This is a genomic window from Pseudomonas sp. FSL R10-0399, from assembly GCF_009600165.1.
Classification (GTDB): domain Bacteria; phylum Pseudomonadota; class Gammaproteobacteria; order Pseudomonadales; family Pseudomonadaceae; genus Aquipseudomonas; species Aquipseudomonas helleri.
This window is the reverse complement of the sequence record NZ_WIWK01000001.1, coordinates 53,463-73,363: the sequence shown is the minus strand read 5'-3', so window position 1 is coordinate 73,363 and position 19,901 is coordinate 53,463. Positions and strand designations below refer to the sequence as shown.

The 19,901-nt window shown below is 57.7% G+C and carries 17 protein-coding genes; 2 read left to right on the top strand and 15 right to left on the bottom strand.

Annotation, left to right across the window (positions count from 1 at the left end; translation table 11 throughout):
* Positions 1-480: 480 nt before the first annotated feature.
* Positions 481-696, top strand: a complete 216-nt coding sequence (gene rmf / locus GHO41_RS00340) for a ribosome modulation factor (RefSeq protein WP_082148720.1) — start codon at positions 481-483, stop codon at positions 694-696.
* Between the two features lie 130 nt (positions 697-826).
* On the opposite strand, the gene GHO41_RS00335 is transcribed toward rmf, so the two are convergent.
* The 9 genes from GHO41_RS00335 to ppsA all read right to left on the bottom strand — a co-directional run bounded on the left by GHO41_RS00335 (position 827) and on the right by ppsA (position 10,058).
* Positions 827-1,852: a quinone-dependent dihydroorotate dehydrogenase gene (locus GHO41_RS00335; RefSeq protein WP_153432561.1), complete on the bottom strand. Its 1,026-nt coding sequence runs from the start codon at positions 1,850-1,852 to the stop codon at positions 827-829.
* 119 nt (positions 1,853-1,971) lie between these two features.
* Positions 1,972-2,949 carry an OmpA family protein gene (locus tag GHO41_RS00330; protein ID WP_153390764.1) on the bottom strand — a complete coding sequence of 326 codons (978 nt, stop codon included), beginning with the start codon at positions 2,947-2,949 and terminating at the stop codon, positions 1,972-1,974.
* A gap of 106 nt (positions 2,950-3,055) precedes the next feature.
* A complete protein-coding gene (gene sigX / locus GHO41_RS00325; protein WP_088500243.1) occupies positions 3,056-3,646 on the bottom strand; it encodes an RNA polymerase sigma factor SigX in 591 nt (196 codons plus the stop codon).
* A gap of 93 nt (positions 3,647-3,739) precedes the next feature.
* Entirely contained in the window at positions 3,740-4,564 is an 825-nt protein-coding gene (locus GHO41_RS00320; RefSeq protein WP_048369832.1) for a mechanosensitive ion channel domain-containing protein, read from the bottom strand.
* 2 nt (positions 4,565-4,566) lie between these two features.
* Complete coding sequence (locus tag GHO41_RS00315) at positions 4,567-4,812, bottom strand: hypothetical protein (RefSeq protein WP_048369831.1); 246 nt, start codon at positions 4,810-4,812, stop codon at positions 4,567-4,569.
* Positions 4,813-4,877: 65 nt separating this feature from the next.
* On the bottom strand, positions 4,878-5,873 hold the full coding sequence (locus GHO41_RS00310) for a zinc transporter ZntB (RefSeq protein ID WP_048386838.1): 996 nt from the start codon (positions 5,871-5,873) through the stop codon (positions 4,878-4,880).
* Between the two features lie 41 nt (positions 5,874-5,914).
* Positions 5,915-6,406, bottom strand: coding sequence for a ribonuclease E activity regulator RraA (rraA, locus tag GHO41_RS00305; protein ID WP_048369829.1), 492 nt, complete (start codon positions 6,404-6,406; stop codon positions 5,915-5,917).
* 220 nt (positions 6,407-6,626) lie between these two features.
* Positions 6,627-7,580 (bottom strand): alpha/beta fold hydrolase, encoded by a 954-nt coding sequence (locus GHO41_RS00300; protein WP_153432560.1) that lies wholly within the window; start codon positions 7,578-7,580, stop codon positions 6,627-6,629.
* A 102-nt stretch (positions 7,581-7,682) separates the two neighbouring features.
* A complete protein-coding gene (gene ppsA / locus GHO41_RS00295; RefSeq protein WP_048369825.1) occupies positions 7,683-10,058 on the bottom strand; it encodes a phosphoenolpyruvate synthase in 2,376 nt (791 codons plus the stop codon).
* A gap of 178 nt (positions 10,059-10,236) precedes the next feature.
* Between ppsA and GHO41_RS00290 the strand changes: the two genes are divergently transcribed.
* Positions 10,237-11,055, top strand: coding sequence for a pyruvate, water dikinase regulatory protein (locus tag GHO41_RS00290; protein WP_153432558.1), 819 nt, complete (start codon positions 10,237-10,239; stop codon positions 11,053-11,055).
* A gap of 90 nt (positions 11,056-11,145) precedes the next feature.
* Here the strand turns inward: GHO41_RS00290 and prpD are convergent, their stop codons facing one another.
* From prpD to GHO41_RS00260, 6 genes are all read right to left on the bottom strand, one after another.
* Complete coding sequence (gene prpD / locus GHO41_RS00285; protein WP_153432556.1) at positions 11,146-12,630, bottom strand: 2-methylcitrate dehydratase; 1,485 nt, start codon at positions 12,628-12,630, stop codon at positions 11,146-11,148.
* 166 nt (positions 12,631-12,796) lie between these two features.
* Positions 12,797-13,981: a 2-methylaconitate cis-trans isomerase PrpF gene (gene prpF, locus GHO41_RS00280; protein ID WP_153432554.1), complete on the bottom strand. Its 1,185-nt coding sequence runs from the start codon at positions 13,979-13,981 to the stop codon at positions 12,797-12,799.
* Positions 13,982-14,081: 100 nt separating this feature from the next.
* The gene (gene acnD, locus GHO41_RS00275; RefSeq protein WP_153432553.1) at positions 14,082-16,673 is read right to left on the bottom strand and encodes a Fe/S-dependent 2-methylisocitrate dehydratase AcnD; all 2,592 of its coding nucleotides are present in this window, start codon (positions 16,671-16,673) and stop codon (positions 14,082-14,084) included.
* A gap of 171 nt (positions 16,674-16,844) precedes the next feature.
* On the bottom strand, positions 16,845-17,972 hold the full coding sequence (gene prpC, locus GHO41_RS00270; protein WP_153432551.1) for a 2-methylcitrate synthase: 1,128 nt from the start codon (positions 17,970-17,972) through the stop codon (positions 16,845-16,847).
* A 59-nt stretch (positions 17,973-18,031) separates the two neighbouring features.
* Positions 18,032-18,919 (bottom strand): methylisocitrate lyase, encoded by an 888-nt coding sequence (prpB, locus tag GHO41_RS00265; RefSeq protein WP_153432550.1) that lies wholly within the window; start codon positions 18,917-18,919, stop codon positions 18,032-18,034.
* Entirely contained in the window at positions 18,916-19,638 is a 723-nt protein-coding gene (locus GHO41_RS00260; RefSeq protein WP_153333934.1) for a GntR family transcriptional regulator, read from the bottom strand. The genes prpB and GHO41_RS00260 overlap by 4 nt, the downstream gene beginning before the upstream one ends.
* Positions 19,639-19,901: the final 263 nt, after the last annotated feature.

The window sequence follows — 19,901 nt, the reverse complement described above, 5'->3', positions numbered from 1 at the left end:
AGCGCTTTTCTTGAAGAGCGCTCGCGTGGCACGAAACTGTGCCGTTCCACTTCAGCGACAACACCCACCCTGAGGCAGAGTGAGTCTAGACGCTGAGGCAGGTCATTCATTAAGAAACAATTGGTCATATTCAGACCCTTCGTCGAATAGTGCCCAAATGGAGCAGGCAGCTATTAGCAACGGAGAATGAAACTCATCATCTTTGCAAGCGCTCGTCCTGTCAGGCTTTTGCCGGAGCCGGACGAGTAAAAACAGCCTGTCTTATGGCTGTAACACCATTTTCGTTACGTGCTTATGACAAAACGATCATTCCCTCACCCGAGTGCATTGGTTAGAACTGGACTCAGGTTGTCGCCGCACAGGCAACAACAGAAAGGCTCGCCACGCCGGCAGCGAGCACCCCCGACGGCAGATCAGTCTGCCCCGACCTTTGGAAGGTCGACGCTAAATAAAACAGTCAACAAGTGAGGGAAACACCCTATGAGAAGACTTAAGCGTGATCCGTTGGAAAGAGCATTTTTGCGCGGATATCAAAATGGCGTACATGGTAAATCCCGTGAGCTTTGCCCATTTACTCTACCGTCGGTACGTCAAGCCTGGATTAACGGCTGGCGCGAAGGACGCGGCGACAACTGGGACGGTATGACTGGCACTGCGGGCATCCACAGACTCAACGAAATCAACGCCGTCGGCTAACACTGGACACCTTCCGACATCACCTTGAAGCGACAACGATTTAACCTTGCCGTCCTATCCAGGCGGCGGGCTTCGGCCCAAGGGCTCCTAAAGGAGCCCTTTTTTATGCCCGCACGCCAGGCGCTGCCCGTTACTTGCGCGGCAACGCTGCAATGGCATCAACCGATTCGCGAATCAGCGCCGGGCCTTTGTAGATAAAGCCTGAGTAGATCTGCACCAGGCTCGCACCCGCGGCGATTTTCTCAGCCGCGTGCTTGCCTTCTGTAATCCCGCCGGCCGCGATGATCGGCAAACGCCCTGCCAGCTCAGCGGCCAGCACCTTGACGGTGTGCGTGCTTTTTTCGAGCACCGGGGCGCCAGACAAGCCGCCCGCCTCATCCCCATGGGCCAAACCTTCAACGCCGACGCGGCTGAGCGTGGTGTTAGTGGCGATAACAGCGTCCATCCCGGTCTCCAGCAGCGCCTGAGCCACGAGCACGGTTTCTTCGTCGCTCATGTCCGGTGCGATCTTGATCGCCAGCGGTACGCGCTTGCCGTGGCGCTGCGTCAGTTCGTTCTGACGCAGTTGTAGGGCTTCGAGCAACTGCTTGAGCGAATCACCGAACTGCAAGCTGCGCAAACCCGGTGTGTTCGGCGAACTGACGTTGACGGTGACGTAGCTGGCGTGGGCATACACCTTGTCCAGGCAGATCAGGTAATCGTCGACGGCACGCTCAACCGGCGTGTCGAAGTTCTTGCCGATATTGATGCCCAGAATGCCGCTGTAGCGGGCCGCCTGAACGCGACTCAGCAAATGATCAACTCCAAGGTTGTTAAAGCCCATGCGGTTGATAATGGCCTGCGCTTCCGGCAAGCGAAAAATACGTGGCTTTGGATTGCCTGGCTGAGGGCGCGGCGTGACCGTGCCGATCTCAATAAAGCCAAAACCCAATTGGGCGAAACCATCGATGGCTGCGCCGTTTTTATCCAGACCGGCAGCCAGACCGACCGGGTTTGGAAAATTCAGCCCCATGACTGTCACTGGCAGCTTCGCCGGTGCCTTGCACAACAAACCATTAAGCCCCAGACGGCCGCCCGCCCCGATCAAATCCAGCGACAGATCGTGAGAGGCTTCAGGGGACAGTTTGAAAAGCAGCTGGCGGGCCAGGTTATACATGGGCGCAATGGACTCGATGGGTGACGGAAAGTGGGCGCAATTATAGCCGCGCCGCCTGGCAAATCACAGGCAAAGAAAAACCCGGCCTGAGCCGGGTTTTTCTGGCAGCTTATCTAAAATTAATTAGATTGAGCTTGTACAACGGCTTCAACGCGACGGTTCAGAGCGCGGCCTTCGTCAGTTGCGTTAGTCGCAACTGGATCTGCCTTACCGTGACCAACTGCGTCTACACGGCCAGCCGAAACACCTTGCTGTACCAGAGCCTGACGCACAGAGTCAGCACGACGCTGGGACAGTTTCAGGTTGTAAGCATCGGTACCGACGCTGTCAGTGTAACCATTCACAGTAGTGCTGGTCGCAGGGTACTGCTGCATGAACTGAGCAACGTTCTTGATGTCTGGCAGGTACTGAGACTTAACAACGGCTTTGTCGAAGTCGAACTTCACGTCCAGCTCAACTTTAACCACTTCAGCGATCGGAGCTTCTGGTTCTGGCTCAGCGATTGGTGCTGGAGCTGGAACTGGAGCAGGAGCTACTTTGCCACCGCTGCCACCGAAGTTCACACCCAGACCAACGGTAGGAGCGTAGTCCCAACGGCCGTTGTCCAGTTTGTAGTCAGCTTCAACGCCTGCACGGGCGAACAGGTTGTCAGTGATGTACCACTTAACACCGGCGCCAGCAGTCAGGAAAGTCGACTTGTCACGGCCGCTGTGGCCATCAGCTACAACGTTCGACAGGCTCTTGTGAGCAACACCGCCGGAAACGTATGGACGCAGAGCGTCGCCTACGGTGCCGAAGTGGTACTGAGCGTTCAGACCAAAGTTGTCGCCTTGCAGCTTCTGGTTGCCAGTGTTGGTCGACGAACGAGTGTAGTTGGTCTTGTCGTAAGCGAAGTTGATCGACACGTCATCAGTGATGAAGTAACCGATCGATGCGCCTGGGTTGTAACCGTCTTGTACGTGGTTGACGCTGTCGTTGTACTGTTTTTTGTAGAACAGTTCACCCTCGACCGCGCCTTGGCCTTGTGCCAGGGCACCGAACGAAGTTGCGGCTACAAAGGAACCAATGGCAATGCCCAAGGTGTTTTTCAGTTTCATCCGTTAAATCCCCATCTGGTGATTGTAAAGCAGTCCCACATACCGGGGGACAACTCGGCGGCAAGTCTATCAGACCTTGCCTACACGTAGAGCCATTTGCACTGAACTAAGTTTCAGCAAGACCTGCAAATTTCTCACGCAATTTATCAAGAGCGCGCTTGTATCTCATCTTCGTCGCGCTCAAACCCATATGCATTATGTCTGCGATTTCCTGAAATTCCAGTTCTGCGACAAAACGCAGCACTAAAATTTCGCGATCAATCGGATTCACATGCACCAACCAGCGATCAAGTCCGCCCTTTTCCTCAGGTTTCGGCGCCTTTTCCTCAGACGCTTCCTCAAGGGGGTCAATACTTAATGCGTCCATCAAGCGACGCTTTCGCCGTTCCTTTCGATACTGTGTGATGCATTCGTTGTAAGTGATGCTATATAGCCATGTCTTGAATTTCGATTTTCCTTCGAAATTTTTCAAGCCGTACAACACCTTAAGCATCACTTCCTGACAGACATCATCCGCGTCCCTATCGTTCCCTAAATACCTTGAACAAACGTTGAACAAAGTGCGTTGATAGCGACGCATCAATTCTTCATAAGCACGCGTAACGTGAAACAACTCATCATGCGCGCGCGCAACCAACTCCTCATCAGAGAGCTCGCGGGGATCGTAGCGCATGGATAGCGATTGGGCTTTATTCAAAACGAGTCGTGCCGACAGTCAGGTCAATGGCCACCGTATCAGCCTTCAAAGCAGGCATTTTTACGGCGGCATACATTAGCAGGGTTTGCCGCATTAGCGGCTTGTCACGTGCTGCTCCAGCAAGATCCGATTGGAAATGGAGACTAGCTCACCTTCCTCGGTCAGCAACGTGGTTTTAACCGTGCCGATCTCTTCGATCTGCCCTTCGACCTCGCCAACTCGCACTTCTTGCCCAACTTGGTACAACTCACGCACATAGATCCCGGCCAGAATCTGACCGGCAATTTCACGACTTCCCAAGCCCATGGCCAAGGCCACAGCCAGACCAACGGTAATCAACACAATCACAATCACGTGGTTCAGCAGGTCGGTTTTGACCTCCAACTGACTGATAGCCACGGAAATACTGATGATGATGACCAACCCCTGGGCAACACGCCCCAGGCCGCTTGCGTAATCAAACCCGACGCTCTCGGCCGCTCCCCGCACCAGGCCATTGAGCAACTGTGCAAGTAGCACACCCGCCAACAACACTAGCAAAGCTCCGAAAACCTTGGGCAAATAAACCGTAAAAATATCCAGTGCCGCAGAAACGCGGTCCAGCCCCAGCGATTGCGCCGCCGACACCAGAAACACCAGCAGGATGAACCAGTAAACAATTTTGCCAATGAGGATCGAGATCGGCACCTTGATGCCGATGCGAGCCAGAATCTTGGTCAGGCCGGTGCCGCCCATGAGGCGATCGAGGCCCAACTTTGCGAGCAACTTGGACAGCAGGGTATCGAGCAGTTTGGCAACCACGAAGCCCAGCAGTACGACAACCAGCGCCCCGAAAAGGTTCGGGATGAAGTTGGCAATTTTAGTCCACAGGGCAGTCATTGCCGTGACCAGGCTCTGAGTCCAGAGATCAAGTTCCATGTTCAATCAGCCTTATCAACAGGGCGAGCAGCAGGTTTGCGCCGCGAAACGGGCGCAATATGGGCCGAACCGCTATTCAATGCAATCGTCAGCGCTTGCATCCAGCGACCGGGCAGGCTGAATAGATCGCCCGCGCCTACCTGGCGATTGGCGGTTTTCAGCACTCGCCCCAAACACGCATCATCGTCACGGCTGGATGACGGCGTTTTGAGCATTTCACGTAGCGACTGTTCAAACGGATCGTGCATATGCACCTCTCGGTATCTCAGTGAAAGACGCAAGCCACTTTAATCGGGTCACATTCCGCGCCCATTCAAAGCCACTGCAAACGTCGATAAAACCACCACTGCACGACGGCAATCACCACCATCAGGCTGCAAACCACGGGAAAACCCCAAGGATTATTAGAGAACGGCACGCCGCCCACATTGATCCCGAGCAAGCCCGTGAGAAATGTAATCGGTAAAAAGATCCCGGTGATCACCCCGAAGCGGTACATGATGCGGCTCATGCGCTCGCTCATGCGCCGGTCTACGGCCTCAAGCACCAGCCCCACGCGCTCTCGCGTGAGTTCGAGCTCTTCCAGGTAGCGCGTCAGGCTGTTGTTGAGCTCGTTCCAGTAATCGAGCACATCACTGCTGAACCACGGGATTTTTGTTCGCGCGAGTTGCCCGAAAATATCCCGTTGCGGCGCCAGAAAACGACGCAAACCGGCGGCTCTTCGACGGATCGGCAAGATAGCACCGTGCTCCGGCGTATACCGTTCGTCGGCATCTATCTTATCTTCTTCGTCATCGACGATTTCGGACAGGTCGCCGATCAAATCCTGGACCTTCAGCGTCAGGTTTTGAGCCAGGTACAAGATCAATTCGGCGGGATCTTTTGGGCCATCGCCTTGCTCAAAATCACTGAGCATTTCATCAATGGCACGCAGCCTTCGCAAACGCAGTGAGATAACCCGCTGCGAGCTGCCGAAGATGCGCAGCGAAACCATGTCTTCCGGCTCAGCGCCCGGATTGAGGTTAACCCCGCGCAAAAACAGCAACAGTTCGTTGTTGGGCAAGGTCAACAGACGGGGACGGGTGTTTTCTTCGAGCAGCAAATCACAACTGAAATCGCTCAAACCACTGGAACCGCGCAGCCAGGTCTGGGCTTGCGGGTGACTGCGATCCCAGTGCAACCAAAGGCTTTCATGACTTTGCAGTTCCAGCGTGTCCAGCTCAGTGCGCGGGATATGGCGAGCACCGCCCTTACCGTCCAGCACCAGGGCATACACCAGCCCCCACTGTGCGTTGTCTTCCTCTTGCATCCGTGGTCCTTGTGATTAGAGCGTTGAGCTTTTGCCCTGAATCATGTCGGCATTTTCAGAGCTGAAGGCGAAATAATAACGCCATTGTTATCGGCATAAATGAATTCTCCGGGACGGAACGTAACACCCGCAAAGGTCACCGCCACGTTCAAATCGCCAATGCCGCGCTTGTCAGTCTTCATCGGGTGGCTGGCCAGCGCCTGAACGCCCAGGTTTGTTTGCGCAATCACGTCGACGTCGCGGATGCAGCCATAAATCACCAAACCTTCCCAGCCATTTTTAGCGGCCTTTTCAGCCAGCATGTCGCCCAGCAACGCCCGGCGCAGAGAGCCGCCGCCATCCACCACCAGCACCTTGCCATGGCCCTTGAGCTCAACCTGCTCCTTGACCAGCGAGTTGTCTTCAAAGCACTTGATGGTCACGATCTCACCACCAAAGGAATCACGCCCGCCAAAGTTGCTGAACAGGGGGTCCAGCACTTGCACCAGCTCTGGATAGGCATCGCACAAGTCGGGGGTAAGGTAGTGATTCATGAACTAGCTCCTGTTTAAGGTGGGCGCAGCAAGATGAAAAACGGCAGCACTACTGTTATAGACGTTCTGACGAGCGCTGGCGTTAAACATGCCGCGCACTCGCCAAAGAGAACTCATTAGCTAACCGGCCACAAAATATGACCAGAAACACCACAAGCGTCATATAGTAGCCGCAACCACTACCCGCCGAAACCCCCTACCCCTTGCCGAGCGGTTTCAATCAACGCATTTCAGCGTGGGCCAGCCAGTTCAGCACCCGCGGCCACACCTCTTGCTGAGCCGCCGGGCTGACCAGCATGTCGACATGGTTAAAGTCGGAACTGAACCCCTGCTCGCGCCCCAGGCACACAAACTGGCGCGGCGCGGCGCCCAGTTGGTCATACAGCTTGCGGCAAGCCCATTCCGGCGTTTGTCGGTCGCCCGCCGCGGCCACCACCAGCACCGGCAGTTCAACCTGTGCCAAGCCGGCCCACCAATCGCGATCCGCGTCTTTAAAACGGCCCATAAAGCCATTCCAGCGCAGGGTTTCGAGTGCGATGCTGACCGGCTCATCTTCAGGGCCACGTTTAAGACGGGTGCCTGACAACTGCGCAAATCGCTTCAACAACAGATAAGCGCCCCACTGCACCGGCGGGATTTTCAGCGACCAGTAGCGGCGATTGATCTGACAGCCAAAAAACGCCGCCGAGGCCACGTCTGCCGCCTGCAGATACTCACCGCCCAGGGCTGCCGCCAGGCTGATAGCGCCTTGGGAATGGCCGATCCAATGCGGCGTTTGCCCGCTTTGCTCGCGCACAAACGCACCAATGGCTGGCAAATCGTAGCGGGCGTAATCCGCCACCCGATTTTTGGCCCAGTGAATATTGCGCGACGACAAACCATGGCCGCGCATTTCAGGCAGCCACACATCAAAGCCGGCCCGGGCCAAAAAGGCCCCTAGCCCGACACCTTTGGGCGAATACCAGAAGCGTCGATTGGAAAAACTGCCGTGCAACAAAATGACCGGCACACCCCGCACCTGGCCCGCATCGGCCATGCCCAGACGGGTCACCACCAACTCCACGGAAATATCCGGGCTGTTGGCGGGTTTCAAGCGATAGACGTCTTCGCTCAGATCACCCCGTCGCTCAGCGCTGATCAGGGCAACGGGAAATAAATGGCTGCTGCTTTGCATAATGCTCTTGCACAAAAAAGGGCGAATCCGAACACGAACTCGCCCTAACACGTATAGAGAGCAAGGCAACCCATGGGTTGCCCTGCCCCTTCTCTCAACGACTCAAGCTTGCGCTTGGCCTTCAGCCAGGAAGAACCAGGTTTCCAGTACGGTGTCCGGGTTCAACGACACACTTTCAATGCCTTGCTCCATCAGCCACAGCGCCAGATCCGGGTGATCGGATGGGCCCTGACCGCAAATACCGATGTATTTGCCAGCCTTGTTGCACGCCTGAATAGCGTTGGACAGCAGCTTTTTAACGGCCGGGTTACGCTCGTCAAACAAGTGAGCGATCACGCCGGAGTCACGGTCCAGGCCCAGGGTCAACTGAGTCAGGTCGTTGGAGCCGATCGAGAAACCGTCGAAGAATTCAAGGAACTCTTCAGCCAGGATCGCGTTGGATGGCAGCTCGCACATCATGATGATGCGCAGGCCGTTTTCGCCACGCTTGAGGCCGTTTTCAGCCAGCAGGTCGATCACTTGGCTCGCTTCGCCCAGGGTGCGTACGAACGGCACCATGATTTCGACGTTGGTAAAGCCCATGTCGTTGCGCACGCGCTTGAGGGCACGGCACTCGAGCTCGAAGCAATCGCGGAAGTTTTCGCTGATGTAACGCGAAGCACCACGGAAGCCCAGCATCGGGTTTTCTTCTTCCGGCTCGTACAGTTTGCCGCCGATCAGGTTGGCGTATTCGTTGGACTTGAAGTCCGACAGACGCACGATCACTTTTTTCGGGGTAAACGCGCCAGCCAGGGTGCTGATGCCTTCAACCAGTTTGTCGACGTAGAAATCAACCGGATCGCTGTAACCCGCGATGCGCTTGTCGACGCTGTCTTTGATTTCTTGCGGCAAACCGTCGTAGTTCAGCAGTGCCTTTGGGTGCACGCCGATCATACGGTTGATGATGAACTCCAGGCGGGCCAGGCCCACACCGGCGTTCGGCAGTTGCGCGAAGTCAAACGCACGGTCCGGGTTACCCACGTTCATCATGATTTTGAACGGCAGTTCCGGCATGGCATCGACGGAGTTTTTCTTGATGTCGAAGCCCAGCTCACCTTCGAAGATGAAACCGGTATCGCCTTCAGCACACGAAACCGTCACGCCCTGGCCGTCTTTGAGCAACTGAGTGGCGTTGCCGCAACCGACGACCGCCGGGATACCCAGCTCACGCGCGATGATCGCGGCGTGGCAGGTACGGCCACCGCGGTTGGTAACGATAGCGCTGGCGCGCTTCATGACCGGTTCCCAGTCCGGGTCAGTCATGTCCGACACCAACACGTCGCCCGGCTGGACTTTGTCCATCTCGGAGACGTCTTTAATGATGCGTACCTTGCCCGCGCCGATGCGCTGGCCAATGGCGCGACCTTCAACCAGCACAGTGCCGGTTTCTTTGAGCAGGTAACGCTCCATCACGTTGGCCTGGGTGCGGCTCTTCACGGTTTCAGGACGGGCCTGAACAATGTACAGCTTGCCGTCGTCGCCATCTTTGGCCCACTCGATGTCCATCGGGCACTTGTAGTGCTTCTCGATGATCATCGCTTGCTTGGCCAGTTCGTTGATTTCAGCGTCGCTCAGGCAGAAACGCTCGCGGTCCGCCTTCTCTACGTCGATGACCTTGACCGATTTACCGGCCTTGGCTTCGTCGCCGTAGATCATTTTGATCGCTTTGCTACCCAGGTTGCGGCGCAGAATCGCTGGGCGACCGGCTTCCAGGGTTGGTTTGTGAACGTAGAATTCGTCCGGGTTGACCGCGCCTTGTACGACGGTTTCGCCCAGGCCGTAGGCGCCGGTGATGAACACCACATCACGGAAGCCCGACTCGGTGTCCAGGGTGAACATCACGCCTGCGGTGCCGGTTTCGGAACGCACCATGCGCTGTACGCCAGCCGACAGGGCCACCAGCTTGTGGTCAAACCCTTGGTGCACGCGGTAAGAAATCGCACGGTCGTTGAACAGGGAAGCGAACACTTCCTTGGCCGCACGAATCACGTTTTCAACGCCACGGATGTTCAGGAAGGTTTCTTGCTGACCGGCAAAGGAGGCGTCCGGCAAGTCTTCGGCGGTGGCCGAAGAACGTACGGCAACGGCCATGTCCGGGTTGCCTTGCGAGAGGGTCGCAAACGCAGCACGGATTTCAGCGTTGAGTTTCTCAGGGAACTCGGCTTCCATGATCCATTGACGGATCTGGGCGCCGGTCTTGGCCAGGGCGTTGACGTCATCAACATCCAGCGCGTCCAACGCTGCATGGATCTGATCGTTCAAGCCGCTCAGCTCAAGAAAATCACGGTATGCCTGGGAAGTCGTCGCAAAACCACCGGGAACCGATACACCAGCGCCTGCAAGGTTGCTGATCATCTCGCCGAGGGATGCGTTCTTGCCCCCCACATGCTCCACATCATGGACGCCGAGCTTATCGAGGGAAACTACGTACTCTACCAAGGTGATCTCTCCACTAACTGTGTTGGAAAAGCTCAGGGTGCCGGACACTCCATCTATGGAGTATCTCGGCGATTGTGGCCTGGACCTGGAAAATAAGTGACACTGCCTGCCATTGCGGGCGACAAAATCGCGCCTATCATATCCAAGAAACGTCACCAGCTTAAGGCCCAAGGCGCAAATGAAACGATCTGCTTTCTTTATATCCGACGGCACCGGCATCACAGCCGAAACCCTCGGCCAGAGTTTGTTGGCGCAATTCGAAAACGTGACCTTCAGCAAATTCACACGCCCTTATATAGATACCGTGGAAAAAGCGCGGGCAATGGTACAACAAATCGACAACGCCGCCGAAAAAGACGGTGTTCGCCCGATAATCTTCGACACTATCGTCAATCAGGATATTCGCGAAGTCCTCGCGACCGCCAATGGCTTCATGATCGACATTTTCTCCAGCTTCCTGGCGCCTCTGGAGCAGGAACTGGCGGAACATTCCTCCTATTCGGTGGGTAAATCCCACTCAATTGGCCATAACTCCAACTATATGGAGCGTATCGAGGCGGTGAACTTTGCCCTCGACAACGACGACGGCGCGCGCACACACAAATACGACAAGGCCGACCTGATTCTGGTGGGCGTGTCACGTTGCGGTAAAACCCCGACCTGCCTGTACATGGCCATGCAATTCGGCATTCGGGCGGCCAACTACCCGTTGACCGAAGACGACATGGAAAGCCTGAAGCTGCCCGCGGCCTTACGCGCGCACAAGCACAAACTGTTCGGCCTGACCATCGACCCGGATCGCCTCACCGCCATTCGCAACGAGCGCAAGCCCAACAGCCGCTACTCCAGCTACGCCCAGTGCGAATTTGAAGTGCGCGAAGTCGAAAGCCTGTTCCAGCGCGAAAACATCCCGCACATCAACTCCACCCATTTCTCGGTAGAAGAAATCTCGGCCAAGATCCTGGTCGAAAAAGGCGTGGAGCGACGTTTTAAATAACCCCACCGCCTTGTAGGAGCGAGCTTGCCTCGCGATCTTTTAAACCATCAAAAGATCGCGAGACAAGCTCGCTCCTACAGGGGATTGGGTTTAAATCACCAGCAAATCAATAAATGCATGAACCGGCGTTGCTTCAAGCTTCGCCTGGTCTTTGCACAGTTCAAAAATCTGCTTGCAGCGTTGGCCGACAAAGCGCGTGGCCAGGTTGGCCTTGAACTTGTCTTCCAGCAACGGAATGCCTTCAGCCCGGCGCCGACGATGGCCGATCGGGTACTCCACCACCACCTGCTCCGTGTGGGTGCCGTCCTTGAAAAGCACCTGAATGGCGTTGGCAATCGAACGCTTGTCGGCCTCCAGGTATTCACGGGTGTAGCGCGGTTCTTCGACAATGACCATCTTCTCGCGCAGTTCATCAATGATCGGATGCGCGGCGTGGAAATCGTCTTCGTACTGCTCAGCCACCAGGTTGCCAAATGCCAGCGGCACGGCGGTCATGTATTGAATGCAGTGATCTCGATCCGCCGCATTGGCCAGTTGGCCTTGCTTGGAAATGATCCGGATCGCGGATTCGTGGGTGGTGATCACGATTTTGTCGATCTCATGCAAGCGATCTTTCACCTGCGGGTGCAAGGTCACGGCCGCTTCGCACGCCGTTTGCGCATGGAACTCAGCCGGGAAACTGATCTTGAACAGCACGTTTTCCATCACATAGGTGCCATAAGGCTGTGACAGGCTGAATTGGCGCTGCCCTTCAGGCTTAAGCGCCAGGTCCTTGTTGGTGTGGCTGAACAGTACGTCGTAAAAGCCCCACTGCGGCGCCGTCAGCACGCCCGGAATGCCCATTTCACCGCGCAGCGCGATATCTGCCAGGCGCACGCCGCGGCTCGACGCATCCCCCGCTGCCCACGACTTGCGCGAGCCGGCGTTCGGCGCGTGGCGATAGGTGCGCAAGGCCTGACCATCGACAAACGCATGGGACAACGCCGCCAGCAACTGCTCGCGGTCAGCGCCCATCAGCTTGGCACAGACCGCCGTCGACGCGACTTTCACCAGCAGCACATGGTCAAGGCCGACGCGATTGAAAGAGTTTTCCAGAGCAATGACGCCTTGAATCTCATGCGCCATGATCATCGCTTCCAGCACCGCACGCACGGTCAACGGCGCTTCGCCATTGGCCACACGTTTTTGCGAGAGGTGATCGGCCACCGCCAGAATACCGCCCAGGTTATCCGAAGGATGCCCCCACTCCGCCGCCAGCCAGGTGTCGTTGTAATCCAGCCAACGGACGATACAGCCAATGTCCCATGCAGCCTTGACCGGATCCAGGCGAAACGACGTACCGGGCACACGGGCGCCGAACGGCACCACCGTGCCCTCGACAATCGGGCCCAGGTGCTTGGTGCATTCCGGAAAACGCAACGCCAGCAGGCCGCAGCCCAAGGTGTCCATCAGGCAGTTTCGGGCGGTGTTCAGGGCTTCTGGGGAAGTGATGCGGTAGGTCAGGACGTAGTCAGCAATGTCCTGCAAAACCTTGTCATAGTCGGGACGGTTGTTGAGGTCGACGTTGGCGCTCATGTGGAGTGACTCCAAGTGGGTGAATGAGTGTCGTGTTCCATCCTCAGGGTCAGGCTGGCAGGTCTGAATGCCCGCTCTACATACCAATTGTAGGAGCGAGCTTGCCTCGCGATCTGTTGGGTCGTTAAGAGATCGCGAGACAAGCTCGCTCCTACAGGTTTTTATTTCAAATCGGGGGCACCCGCACCCAACCTTCCATCAAGACCCGCGCGCTGCGGCTCATGATGGCTTTGGTCACGGTCCATTCGCCGTCAACCTGCTGCGCTTGTGCGCCCACCCGCAGGGTGCCCGACGGATGGCCGAAGCGCACGGCGCTGCGCAATTCACCACCCGCGGCCAGGTTGACCAAGGTGCCCGGAATGGCGGCTGCCGTGCCAATCGCTACCGCAGCGGTGCCCATCATGGCGTGGTGCAGTTTGCCCATAGACAAGGCACGCACCAGCAAATCAATGCTGTTCGCGCTCACCGGCTTACCGCTGGACGAAAAGTAATCCGCAGGCTTGGCCACAAACGCCACTTTGGGGGTGTGCTGGCGCTTGGCGGCATCGTCGAGGTTATCGATCAGGCCCATGCGCAACGCACCGTGGGCACGAATGGTTTCGAACAGCGCCAGCGCTTTCGCATCCGCGTTGATGTCGTTCTGCAGTTCCGTACCGGTGTAACCGATGTCGTGGGCATTAACGAAAATGGTCGGGATGCCCGCATTGATCATCGTGACTTTAAGGGTGCCGACGCCCGGCACTTCCAGGTCGTCCACCAGGTTGCCGGTGGGGAACATCGAACCGCCCGCGCCCTCTTCTTCTGCCGCCGGGTTGAGGAACTCAAGCTGAACCTCTGCCGCCGGAAAGGTCACGCCATCCAGTTCAAAGTCGCCGGTTTCCTGGACCGCGCCGTCAGTAATAGGCACGTGGGCAATAATGGTTTTGCTGATGTTGGCTTGCCAGATGCGCACCACCGCCGTGCCGTTACGCGGTATACGGCTTGGGTCGACCAGACCGCTGCTGATGGCGAACGAACCGACCGCCGCCGACAGGTTGCCGCAGTTGCCGCTCCAGTCGACAAAAGGCTTGTCGATCGACACCTGACCAAACAGGTAGTCGACGTCATGGTCAGCGTGTAGGCTTTTGCTGACGATCACGGTTTTGCTGGTGCTGGACGTGGCGGCGCCCATGCCGTCGATTTGCTTCTCATAAGGGTCCGGGCTGCCGATCACCCGCAACAACAACGCATCACGGGCCGCCCCCGGCACCTGAGCTACGTCAGGCAAGTCGAGCAGGCTGAAAAACACCCCTTTACTGGTACCGCCCCGCATATACGTCGCCGGGATTTTGATTTGCGCTGCAAAAGCCATGAATAGAATCCTGTCATGTCCTCTGTAGGAGCGAGCTCGCCTCGCGATCTTTTTAAAAGATCAAAAGATCGCGAGGCGAGCTCGCTCCTACAGGAAGTGGTTAAGCGGCTGCCGACTCCAGGAAGTCCTGGGCAAAGCGCTGCAACACGCCGCCCGCTTCGTAGATCGACACTTCTTCAGCCGTGTCCAGGCGGCAAGTCACCGGCACCTCGACGCGCTCGCCATTTTTACGGGTAATCACCAGCGTCAGCGTGGCACGCGGGGTGCGCTCGCCAATCACGTCGTAGGTTTCACTGCCGTCGATCTGCAAGGTTTTGCGGTTGGTGCCCGGCATGAACTCCAACGGCAACACGCCCATACCCACCAGGTTAGTGCGGTGAATGCGCTCAAAACCTTCGGCGGCAATCGCCTCCACACCCGCCAGGCGTACGCCCTTGGCCGCCCAGTCACGGGACGAACCCTGGCCATAGTCGGCACCGGCAATAATGATCAGCGGCTGCTTGCGATCCATGTAGGTTTCAATCGCTTCCCACATGCGCATCACCTGGCCTTCCGGCTCGAGGCGGGTCAGCGAACCCTGCTTGACCTTGCCGTCCTCGATGACCATTTCGTTGAACAGTTTCGGGTTGGCAAAGGTCGCGCGCTGGGCGGTAAGGTGGTCGCCACGGTGGGTGGCATAGGAGTTGAAGTCGACTTCCGGCAAGCCCATTTTCGCCAGGTATTCACCGGCGGCGCTGTCGAGCATGATCGCGTTGGACGGCGACAAATGGTCGGTGGTGATGTTGTCCGGCAGCACGGCCAGCGGGCGCATGCCCTTGAGCGGACGCGCACCGGCCAGCGCCCCTTCCCAGTACGGCGGGCGGCGGATATAGGTGCTTTGCGGGCGCCAGTCGTACAGCGGCTCGACTTTCGGGCCGGTGTCTTCGTGAATGGCGAACATCGGAATGTACACCTGGCGGAACTGCTCCGGTTTCACCGAAGCCTTGACCACTGCGTCGATTTCTTCATCCTTCGGCCAGATGTCTTTCAGGCGGATTTCATTGCCCTGAGCGTCCAGGCCCAGCACGTCTTTTTCGATGTCAAAACGAATGGTCCCGGCAATCGCATAAGCCACCACCAGCGGCGGCGAGGCCAGAAACGCCTGCTTGGCGTACGGGTGAATACGCCCGTCAAAGTTACGGTTCCCCGACAGCACGGCCGTGGCGTAGAGGTCACGGTCGATGATTTCTTGCTGAATCACCGGGTCCAGCGCCCCGGACATGCCGTTGCACGTGGTGCAGGCAAACGCCACAACGCCAAAGCCCAGTTGCTCCAGCTCGTCAGTCAGCCCCGCTTCATCCAGGTACAGCGCCACGGTTTTCGAGCCCGGCGCCAGCGACGATTTAACCCACGGTTTGCGGGTCAGCCCCAATTTGTTGGCGTTGCGGGCCAGCAAACCGGCGGCAATCACGTTGCGCGGGTTGCTGGTGTTGGTGCAACTGGTGATCGCAGCGATGATCACCGCGCCATCGGGCATTTGCCCCGGCACTTCATCCCACTGCCCGGCGATGCCTTTGCTCGCCAGATCGCTGGTGGCCACCCGCGCATGCGGGTTGCTTGGGCCAGCCATGTTGCGCACCACCGACGACAGGTCAAAGCTCAGGTTTCGCTCGTACTGCGCGCCCTTGAGGCTGTCGGCCCACAGACCGTTGACCTTGGCGTAGTGCTCCACCAACTGCACTTGCTGGTCTTCGCGGCCAGTCAGTTTGAGGTAATCGATGGTTTGTTGGTCGATGTAGAACATCGCCGCCGTGGCGCCGTATTCCGGGGCCATGTTGGAAATAGTCGCGCGGTCGCCCAGGGTCAGCGCCGCAGCGCCTTCGCCATAGAACTCCAGCCAGGCGCCGACCACTTTTTGCTTACGCAGGAACTCGGTCAGCGCCAGCACCATGTCGGTGGCGGTGATGCCCGGTTGCAGCTTGCCGGTCAGCTCAACGCCGACGATTTCTGGCAGGCGCATCCACGAGGCTCGACCGAGCATCACGCTTTCAGCTTCGAGGCCGCCGACGCCGATGGCGATCACGCCCAGCGAGTCGACGTGCGGGGTGTGGCTGTCGGTGCCGACGCAGGTGTCCGGGAAGGCTACGCCGTCACGCACCTGAATCACCGGAGACATTTTCTCTAGGTTGATCTGGTGCATGATGCCGTTACCCGGCGGGATCACGTCGACGTTTTTAAAGGCTTTTTTGGTCCACTCGATAAAGTGGAAACGGTCTTCGTTGCGGCGGTCTTCGATGGCGCGGTTCTTTTCAAACGCCTCGGGGTCATAACCGCCACATTCCACGGCCAGCGAGTGGTCGACAATCAGTTGGGTCGGCACCACCGGGTTGACTTGCGCCGGGTCGCCGCCCTGTTGGGCGATGGCATCACGCAGGCCTGCGAGGTCAACCAGAGCGGTTTGGCCAAGGATGTCGTGGCACACCACACGCGCCGGGAACCACGGAAAATCGAGGTCGCGCTTGCGCTCGATCAACTGGCTCAGGGAGGCATTTAACGTGGCCGGATCGCAACGCCGCACCAGGTTTTCGGCCAGCACGCGCGCGGTGTAAGGCAGTGTGTCGTAGGCACCGGGGGTGATCGCATCGACCGCCGCACGGGTGTCGAAGTAATCCAGCCGGGTGCCCGGCAGCGTTTTACGAAATTCAGTATTCATGGTGCGGGACTCGATCACGGTAATGACAAAAAAGAGTGACGGCGCAGCGCTCATGTGGGAGCGGGCTTGCTCGCGAAAGCATCGACACGGTCTTGCTGAAAGACCGAGGTAGCCGAATCGCGAGCAAGCCCGCTCCCACATTTAGTCAACAGCGGCCGTCAACTCCCTCATTCAGCGACGCTCGATTGGCACGAGCTTGCGCTGTTCAACGCCGATGTACTCGGCGCTTGGACGGATGATGCGGTTGTTGGCGCGCTGTTCGAACACGTGTGCAGCCCAGCCGGTCAGGCGCGAGCAGACAAAGATCGGGGTGAACAGCTTGGTCGGGATGCCCATGAAGTGGTACGCCGAGGCATGGTAGAAGTCGGCGTTGGGGAACAGCTTCTTTTGCTCCCACATGGTTTTGTCGATGGCTTCGGACACCGGGAACAGCACGGTATCGCCCACTTCTTCAGCCAGCTTTTTCGACCAGCCCTTGATCACCTCGTTACGCGGGTCGCTGTCTTTGTAGATCGCGTGGCCAAAGCCCATGATCTTGTCTTTGCGCGCCAGCATGCCGAGGGTGCCCTCGACCGCGTCTTCAGCCGAGGCAAAGCGCTCGATCATTTCCATGGCCGCTTCGTTGGCGCCACCGTGCAGCGGGCCGCGCAGCGAGCCGATGGCCGCAGTGATGCACGAATACAGATCGGACAGTGTCGATGCACAGACACGGGCGGTGAAGGTTGAGGCGTTGAACTCGTGTTCGGCATAGAGGATCAGCGACACGTTCATCACTTTGACGTGCAACTCGCTCGGCTTTTTGCCGTGCAGCAGGTGCAGGAAGTGACCGCCAATCGACGCTTCATCGCTCACGCACTCGATGCGCTTGGCGTCGTGGCTGAAGCGGTACCAGTAGCACATGATCGCCGGGAAGGCGGCCAGCAGGCGGTTGGTCTTGTCCAACTGCTCGGAGAAGTCTTTCTCCGGCTCCAGATTGCCCAGAAACGAGCAACCGGTGCGCATCACGTCCATCGGATGGGCGTCTGCGGGGATGCGTTCCAGCACTTCTTTCAGCGCTTGCGGCAAGTCGCGCAGGGTTTTCAGCTTGGCGGTGTAGTCAGCCAGCTGGGTTTTAGTCGGCAGTTCGCCGTTCAGCAGCAGGTAAGCCACTTCTTCGAACTGGGCATCGGCTGCCAGTTCACGCACGTCATAACCCCGATAAGTGAGGCCGGCGCCTTCCTGACCGACCGTCGACAGGGCTGTTTGCCCGGCCACCTGGCCACGTAATCCGGCACCACTCAATACTTTTGCTTCGGCCATTGCGCTCTCCAATCTTGAATTTGTTAGGGATTCGGCAAGTCTTTGTACATATCTCTGAGTTATTTCTTCGCTGCAAACAGCGCGTCGAGCTTCTGCTCAAATTCGTGGTAATTGATGGCGTCGTACAGCTCCATGCGGGTTTGCATGGTGTTGATCACGTTTTGCTGGGTACCGTCGCGGCGGATGGCGCCGTACACGTTCTCTGCCGCCTTGTTCATCGCCCGGAAAGCCGACAGCGGGTACAGCACCAGCGATACATCAACGCTAGCCAATTGCTCGGTGGTGTACAGCGGCGTTGCGCCGAACTCGGTGATGTTGGCCAGAATCGGCGCCTTGACCCGGTCGGCAAACAGTTTGTACATCTCAAGCTCGGTGATGGCTTCCGGGAAGACCATGTCGGCACCGGCTTCAACACATGCCGCCGCACGTTCAAGCGCCGACTCCAGGCCCTCGACCGCCAGCGCATCGGTGCGCGCCATGATCACGAAGCTGTCATCGGTGCGCGCATCCACCGCGGCTTTAATACGGTCGATCATTTCTTGTTGCGAAACGATCTCTTTGTTCGGGCGATGACCGCAACGCTTGGCGCCGACCTGGTCTTCGATGTGAATGGCCGCAGCGCCAAACTTGATCATCGACTTGACCGTGCGCGAAACGTTGAAGAACGACGAGCCAAAGCCCGTGTCCACGTCTACCAGCAGCGGCAGGTCGCACACGTCAGTGATACGGCGCACGTCGGTCAGCACGTCGTCCAGACCGGTAATGCCCAGGTCAGGCACGCCCAGCGAACCCGCAGCGACACCGCCACCCGACAGGTAAATCGCCTTGAAGCCGGCACGTTTGGCCAGCAGTGCGTGGTTGGCGTTGATCGCACCGACGACTTGCAGCGGGTGTTCGCTGGCGACTGCATCACGGAAACGCTGGCCTGGACTGTTTTTATTGCTCATGACTCACCTCGTGGAGTGGCTGTCTGCTGGGCGCTGTCTTGGTAGTGACGCGCGATATTGCGTTTGGAAGCGCCGATGTGGCGGCGCATCAACAACTCGGCCAGTTCGCCGTCGCGATCGGCAATGGCATCGAGAATCCGGTGGTGCTCGGCAAACGCCTGGTGCGGGCGGTTGGGGGTGGCGGAAAACTGGATGCGATACATGCGCACCAATTGATACAACTCACCACAGAGCATCTGGGTCAGCGTGCGATTGCCGCTGCCTTGAATAATCTTGTAATGAAAATCAAAGTCGCCTTCTTGCTGGTAGTACCCGACACCCGCCTGAAACGCCTCATCGCGCTCATGGGTTTCGAGCACCTGGCGCAACTCGGCGATGTCTTCATCGCTCATGCGCTCGGCCGCCAAACGGCAGGCCATGCCTTCAAGGGACTCGCGAATTTCGTAGAGTTCGATCAGCTCGGCATGGCTCAACGAGACGACGCGGGCGCCGACATGCGGGACGCGCACCAATAAACGCTGGCCTTCAAGCCGATGAATCGCCTCACGCAAAGGGCCGCGGCTGATGCCGTAGGTGCGCGCCAGTTCAGGTTCGGAGATCTTGCTGCCCGGGGCGATTTCGCCTTTAACAATGGCCGCCTGAATGCGTCGAAAGACGTTCTCGGACAAGGTTTCCGAGTCATCCTGGGTAACCAGGGACGGCTCCAGTGCTTGCTGCATATTGTCGACACCTTCGAAATCAATAGCGCAAAAACTAGCCATTTAAGCGCTATTAGTCAAAGGATAAATATGGATTGTCGACAATCATCGAATAAGACCTTGGTGTAATCGACATCACATACCGCCCGCGCAGACGGCGCGAACGCTGGCGCCATAAAACCATCATGTTAGAATGCCCGCCGCATCCGCCCTGCCCCTTTCCATCGGGCAGCCGCACGAGGAAACTTGCATCTTTGCCAGTCGCCTTGAACTGAAGATTGCAA